The organism is Bradyrhizobium sp. Kon58, assembly GCF_055807455.1.
Genome location: NZ_JBVVOT010000068.1, coordinates 1 through 6,564 on the forward strand (window position 1 = coordinate 1; position 6,564 = coordinate 6,564).

At 57.7% G+C, this 6,564-nt stretch carries 6 protein-coding genes and 1 pseudogene; 3 read left to right on the top strand and 4 right to left on the bottom strand.

Annotated features, from left to right (window positions below; translation table 11 throughout):
* Window positions 1–348 (top strand): NYN domain-containing protein (locus tag AC0L20_RS39265; protein WP_473295556.1); only part of this gene is annotated, 348 nt, incomplete at its 5' end.
* Between the two features lie 179 nt (window positions 349–527).
* On the opposite strand, the gene AC0L20_RS39270 is transcribed toward AC0L20_RS39265, so the two are convergent.
* The 4 genes from AC0L20_RS39270 to AC0L20_RS39285 form a co-directional block, all read right to left on the bottom strand.
* A complete protein-coding gene (locus AC0L20_RS39270) occupies window positions 528–698 on the bottom strand; it encodes a hypothetical protein (RefSeq protein ID WP_473295557.1) in 171 nt (56 codons plus the stop codon).
* 229 nt (window positions 699–927) lie between these two features.
* Window positions 928–1,593: a hypothetical protein gene (locus AC0L20_RS39275; RefSeq protein WP_473295558.1), complete on the bottom strand. Its 666-nt coding sequence runs from the start codon at window positions 1,591–1,593 to the stop codon at window positions 928–930.
* Between the two features lie 4 nt (window positions 1,594–1,597).
* Entirely contained in the window at window positions 1,598–1,885 is a 288-nt protein-coding gene (locus AC0L20_RS39280; protein ID WP_473295559.1) for a PqqD family protein, read from the bottom strand.
* A gap of 13 nt (window positions 1,886–1,898) precedes the next feature.
* Window positions 1,899–2,894 (bottom strand): radical SAM protein, encoded by a 996-nt coding sequence (locus AC0L20_RS39285; protein WP_456768636.1) that lies wholly within the window; start codon window positions 2,892–2,894, stop codon window positions 1,899–1,901.
* Window positions 2,895–3,062: 168 nt separating this feature from the next.
* Here AC0L20_RS39285 and AC0L20_RS39290 point away from each other — a divergent pair.
* Window positions 3,063–3,236, top strand: a pseudogene (locus AC0L20_RS39290) (double zinc ribbon domain-containing protein); the annotation flags it as partial.
* Window positions 3,237–3,254: 18 nt separating this feature from the next.
* Window positions 3,255–6,215, top strand: coding sequence for an AAA family ATPase (locus tag AC0L20_RS39295; protein WP_473295560.1), 2,961 nt, complete (start codon window positions 3,255–3,257; stop codon window positions 6,213–6,215).
* Window positions 6,216–6,564 lie beyond the last annotated feature (349 nt).

Below are 6,564 nucleotides of genomic sequence, written 5' to 3' on the forward strand. Positions count from 1 at the left end.
CGCAAGGTCAAGGGCAACATGGACATCGAGCTCGCCGTGAACGCCATGGAGCTCGCCGAGCACATCGACCAGATGGTGCTGTTCTCGGGCGACGGCGACTTCCGCTCTCTGGTCGAGGCCGTTCAGCGCCACGGCGTGCGGGTCACCGTGATTTCCACAATCGCCAGCCAGCCGCCGATGATCGCCGACGAGCTGCGCCGCCAGGCCGACGTCTTCACCGACCTCGTCGAGCTGCAGTCCAAGCTCGGCCGCGACCCGTCCGAACGCCCCGCCCCGCGTGATCGTGAACCGCGTAACCACATGCCGAAGTTCTTGCAAGAGCCGAAAGGAAATGACCCTCTCGAGTGAGACAGCCTTCCTCAATGGCCTACTTGCGGCTAAACCAGGACCCATAGCGAGATTGTTATGGGGGATCACAATCGACGTCCCGTCTCGATGCAATCGCGTCGTTTCGGCGAAGATCGTAGAACTCGTGCGTCGCTGCGCCCCGCACGCAAGCGAACGCGTTGTCGCGCGACTGTCGTCAGTCAATGACCATAGCCGAGCAGACGAGCAAGGTTCACCGCAAAGCTACCGAACGCGCTGCCCGCAGCAACAACGGATATCACTATTGAAAGAGGAGTGAGGCTGTAGCTAGTTGTCGTGGGCGCTTTATCCGTGTTCGAATGCGCAATCCGCAACACTTCCAGGCTTGGCATGTTACCCTCTGAGTTCGAGCGAGAGGTCTCCCCTCCGGCAAGAGGTCCCCTGTTTTCAACCGGAAACAAGAGCAATATCCCATGGTGGAAGCGCTGCGCACTATGTCTTGTTTTATCCTGCCACGGCGGTACGCGGCGAGACCGACGACGGGTCGGATTCCGAGCACCCCAAAGCGTCTTTGCGCTTTGAAGGGCGAGCCACTGGAGTACAGTTAAGAACCGCGGGTGATCACCTCTTCTTTTTCGGTTTAGTCGCCGCCCGCCCGCGTTGATCAGCCATTCTTTCACCACCGCTGCTCAGGCGCTCTGGGACGAGTTTGGCGGCTTCAAGGGTCAGTTTAGCAAAGCCATCACCTGCATCGTGCTCTGGATCGAGAAAACTGATGGCCGGCGCAATTCTCACCTCACTTCTTTGAGGATCGCGCAGCCAATAGGAGCGCAACTGAACGATCGCCTTGTACAGATTAGATTTCGCCTCCTTCGCCAGAGGGCTCCAAGCCTTGCCCATTACATCGAGCGACTCATACGACCAAATTACTCGGTAGCAGAACCCTACGGCTGTCGGTCTGCAGCATTCGTCTCCTCCACCAAGCACCATGTAGGTGCCGCGGTAGTTGGCGCCCTCCACCGATTTGAGTGTCGCGGTTCCGATGAAGTCCTCTGTTTTTCGTAAAAACTCGTGAAACTCCGGAGCATCTTCAGGTGCTAGACAGAACTGCCAGATAACGACGATCCCACCGAGAATTCCGTTGGGCGCGGATGGAAATGGAGGGGGAAACACTGGTACAAAATCCGATCGCACTTCAGAAACAAGCGGCTCTACTCTCGATTGCTGTGTTACACCCTGGCGCCGGAGAAGCGCTTCAATACGTTGCCGTTCGCTAATCTTTGTCATGGCACTACTTCCTGCGGGTTTTAATTGCGACCTCTAAATTCTTGCTGCTCACCACTTCGACAATTTCCCTTTCCAAGAGGGTTGCAAGGCCTCGTTGAACCTCACTGGCGACTTCATGTGGACTAAGTGCGGGCTCGGCGGCTATCAGATACTCCCGCGCAATTTCCGCTTCCGATCTGCCGTCGCACAATTGGAGTATCAGCCATGCGGAAGGGTTGAGCGTAAATACCTCTGGATTATTCGGCGTGAAGACGAGACAGACGGCCATCTCGGGCACGCCACGAACGCGCACGTTGCGCACTTTCCTATAACAAGTGCTTGGGCAGGACACGGAGATCGGTCCCCTCATTGAGATGGGCGCAAAACGGATCTGGCGCGTCCCACCGTCCGTGAAACGCAAATGCAGTGGAACGGCAGCCTCCACGCGTACCGTCTTTCGCGTAGCAGGACGGACAAGACTTTTCGACTACGCCTTCGCGCAACGTCCGATAGAGCTCGTTGTTGTTCCAGGTATCCAAAAAGGGCGTGGCGCGAATGTTGCCAAAATTCACATACTCTCTCAGATAAGTGCAGCCGATTGAGTCGCCAAACGCGTTCACCGTTGCGCCCTGCCAGCAGCAATTGCGATCATTTGGGTGCCAAGATTTCATGATCTGAAAGCCATCAGGCACATGAAGATCTGCGATGGCCGCGGTCTGCTCATCGAGCGAGAGAGCCAAATCGGTCCAAGCGCGTTTGGCGCGGCCTAACGGGTAGAGGCGGAGAACGCCGAGGCGCAATGCGCCTAATCGATGAGCCAAATCAACGCAGGCTTGAATTTCTCTAAAGTTCTTGCGGTTGAGAATGACGAGGACATCAGTCTTGATGCCGGCGGCCGAAAGGTGGCCGACTGCTGCGCAGGATTTCTCAAAGCTCCCCTCGACACCTGTTAATTCGTCATGCGTAGCAGAGGTCGCCCCCATGATATCGACGAGCATGCGACCGACGCCTATCGCTTTAAGTTCCTTCGCACTCTCCTCGTTAAGCAGGGTGCCATTCGTACGCACGACGGTCATAAGCTTGCGGCAGCTACGTTTCAGAATCTTGAAAAAATCTGCACGTTGAAACGGCTCTCCACCTTCAATGTAAACCTGGATGAAATCATTCGAAACGAGGTAATCGATAAACCTTGACCACTCTCGGTAGCTCAGCTCTGGTTTCGCGGTTGGATTGCCGCAATCGCCATAGCACCAGCAGCACCGAAGATTGCACGTGTTCGTAATAGAGATCGTAATCTTAGGCGGGGTAACATATTTGGGCATGTGCCAATCCCCCCGATACCCGCGAAAGTGAACGTGCCATCTTATCAGCACGTAGCGCCGAGGTCATCAACGTATCGATCGACATTCTGCCTTCGGTTGCAAGCCGCTATCGGCAGCTATATCGTTACGGCACTTACCGTGCGTGCCGTTTAAGCTATCGCGAGGTTGATGAGGTTGGTCCCTGGCAGCCAAACCGAAGAAGGACCAACATGGTCCGGGTCATGCCCGAGCTGCAGCACAACGGCGGCGGCAGGCGCCTTTTTCTGCGGCAATTGCGGACGAGCACTTGTCCCGCCATGCGCTCGATGTGCCGCCCCCGTCGCATTAGGTCAACGGTTCTGCCAGGTTTGTGGCGCGTCATTGGGCACCACGCCCCCAAGCCGCGGGCTGACCGACGGCATCGAGGGCTTGACCGATCGTCGTCTTATGACGGCCATGTTCTGTGATCTTGTCGGGTCAAGCAAGCTTGCCGAACGCCTGGATCCAGAAGACTTGGCCGCACTGCTCGTCGCTTATCGCGAGCGATGTGCCAGTGCCGTGGTCCGAAACGGCGGATACGTTTCGCGATATGCCGGAGATGGCGTATTGGCGTGCTTCGGCTACCCCCGTGCCCTTGACCGTGACGCCCAGGCCGCCGTCTTGTCCGGTCTGGCCATTGCCCTCGAAATCGAAACGCTCGCTAACACCACCTCGCTCCGTGGCGGCAGGGATCTCGCGGTCCGCATTGGCATCGAAACAGGAATCGTGCTTGCTGGGCCGCTCGGCCCAAAGAACGCGATCGAGCTCGACGGGCTGGTCGGCACTGCCCCAAACACCGCTGCGCGACTTCAACAATTTGCACCACCGAACAGCGTCGTCATTGGCGAGGCGACACGCGAGCTAGTTGCCGAGTTCTTCCTACTGGAAGAATTACCGCCGCTGGATCTCTTACCCGGCAAGTGGTTTAGGGTAAGAGGTAAATTGAAAGATCGCGGGTTCACATTCTCAAGACGCCGAGCTCCACTGGTGGGGCGTGCCCACGAGCTCGCAATGATTTTCGCGCGATGGGACGACGCCTGCCAGGGCAAGGGACAAACAATCCTGCTGTCGGGCGAGGCAGGCATCGGTAAATCACGCCTCGCTCAGGAACTCTTGGATCACGCCGCACAAGCCGCGCATAATGTGATCATACTCGGTTGTACCCCGCCCGGGGCCGTCAGCGCGTTTCATCCCGCGATCCTTGCACTGCGCGAAAGGCTGGAGACATCGGTCGAGACAGGGGAAGCTGATACGATTGAGCAATCGCTTCGGCATCTTCTCGACCAGATGGGGCTCACTGAAGAACCCACGTTAGCCTTGCTGCTTCACACGTTAGGGGTTGGCCCCGACGTGGCCGATCTCGCTCCAGCGGCACGGCGACGCATTTTGTTGCAGGCGTTTCGAACATGGCTGCTGCATTTTCCGGGGGATTCGCCGCTCCTGATCTTGGTTGAAGACTTGCATTGGGCAGACCCTTCGCTGCTTGAGCTGCTCCGCGGCGTTACTGACCTGCTGTCAACTCGGCGGGCCATGCTCCTCGCTACCTATCGAAGCGATTTTGTATTGCCGTGGCCCGACCGGGTGACGATGCTCCGACTGACCTTGCCGCCACTTGAGCGTGCCGAGGCAGAGCAATTGCTGGCGGCACTCGGAGGGCACCATCCTGCGTCCACACGCGAGGCCATTTTGGCGCGGTCGGATGGCGTTCCCTTGTTTATTGAAGAGTTTACGCTCGCGATCAACACGCCGTTGGTGCCGCGAACGCTGCAGCAGCTTTTCACGGCGCGACTTGATGCATTGGGCGAGGCGAAGCGCTTGGCGCAGTGCGCTGCTATTCTTGCACCCTACCTCGAGGTCGATCTGCTTAGTGAGCTCGCAGATTTGCCGGACATTGTTGTAGAAGAACGACTATTGTGGCTTCTCGACGCAGAGGTTCTCACGCGGACGCGATCGGCATCGGGTTCTGTAGAATATACGTTCCGACATGCACTTCTGCAGCAGGCGGCACTCGATTCGCTTTTGACAGCTGACCGGCGTGCATTGCACGCAAAGGCTGCTGAACGACTTGCGGCGCTTCGGCTGGGCCTCGTTGAGCAGCGACCTGAAATTTTCGCACAGCATTACTTCTCAGGAGAGGAGTTCACCGCGGCCGTACCGTTATATGCTCGAGCAGCGCGCCGAGCTTTGGCCGCTGCGGCTCTTGACGAAGCCGAGGCGCACGTGCGCCGCGGTCTGGCGGCTTTAGCAAGATTGCCTCACGAGGCTGTCGCGGAAATGGAACTTGATTTGTACGTTCTGCTTGGTCATGTGCTGATTGCCAAGCGCGGCTACGCCAACGTAATCGTACAGGAAGCCTTCGAATCTGCTCTCGGAGCTGCCGAACGTGTTCAGGAAGTGGCGCGAACGCTCCCCGCGTTAAGAGGACTTGCCTCTTTCTACCAGGTGCGTGGCCCTCTTTCCCGTGCGGAAGGAATTTGCGACAAGCTCGTCAACATTGCTGAGAGCACCGGCGACCTCTGTTCGCTAGTTGACGCATGGCGCCGCCGCGGCTGGAATCGTGGATGCATGGGAAACCCGGCTGGAGCGGAAGATGATCTTGCGCGTGCCCTCCAGGCCGTTGAGCCCGTAAGAATGGAGGCGCACATACTAACGGCGGGCCATGATCCACAAGTGCTAGCTCTCGCCAATCTATGCTGGCTTGCTTTGCCTCGTCATGGCGTCGGGGTGGCAACGCGGCGGGCTGAAGCGGCCGCGGCTGCAGCGCAGGGCTCGTCTCACTCCGTGAGCGCGTGCTACGGCCTGATTTTTGCTGCGCTTGTCCTTCAACAAGCTGGACAAGTCGACAAAGCCTTGCAGTTTGCCAACCAGGCCTTGGATATTGCAGGGGAGAAAGGTTTTGCTTACTGGGTAGCAATGGGGAAGGTAGCAATCGGCTACGACCAAATTGTCCGTCGGGAGAATTTGCAAGGCGGCCGAGAGGCGATCTTGAAAGGCCTTGCAAGTTATCGCGAAACACAAGGAGAACTGCTCCGGCCGTTTATACTTTCCTTGGTTGCGGAGGCCGAAGCTGCTTTTGGTGACATCGAGGCTGCTCAGGCCGCTCTGCGCGAGGCGGTTGACGTTGCCACTTCATTGGAGGCAAGAGGCTTTCTTCCCGAATTGATCCTGCGACAGGCGCGCCTTTGCGGCCATGGTTCTCAAGTTGAACGCCAGAGTTTTTTGAAACGGGCAATCGCCGCTGCGCAAGCCCACGGGGCCGAAGCCATCGCATTAGAGGCGTCTCGCGAATTGGAAGCGCAGTAGCAGGTGCAACCGAGCACGCGTCGGGTAATGACGCTACACCGCAGAGAAGACGTAGAGTCCAGCAAATTCCAACCTCCACTCGCGGGCACAAGATTGATCGGGCCGCCGAAAAGTGGACGGGCAGAGTTCCGGCTTCTTATTGGTGAGGACGGTACAAGCAACGTCTTACGGTCAGCTTAGGAGAAAGGGTTTGCGCAAGGTTTACGCCGGAGCAAAGAGGCGAGGCTGGTTTGCCGAAGCCGCAGTCACATTTCTGTCAGTGACCGCACCGTTTCAGCATTCATGAATGAATTCGCTATCGTGACCAGGTGTACTGCGGCGGTGCCCAGCTGCTCCATTTCCTTGTCAG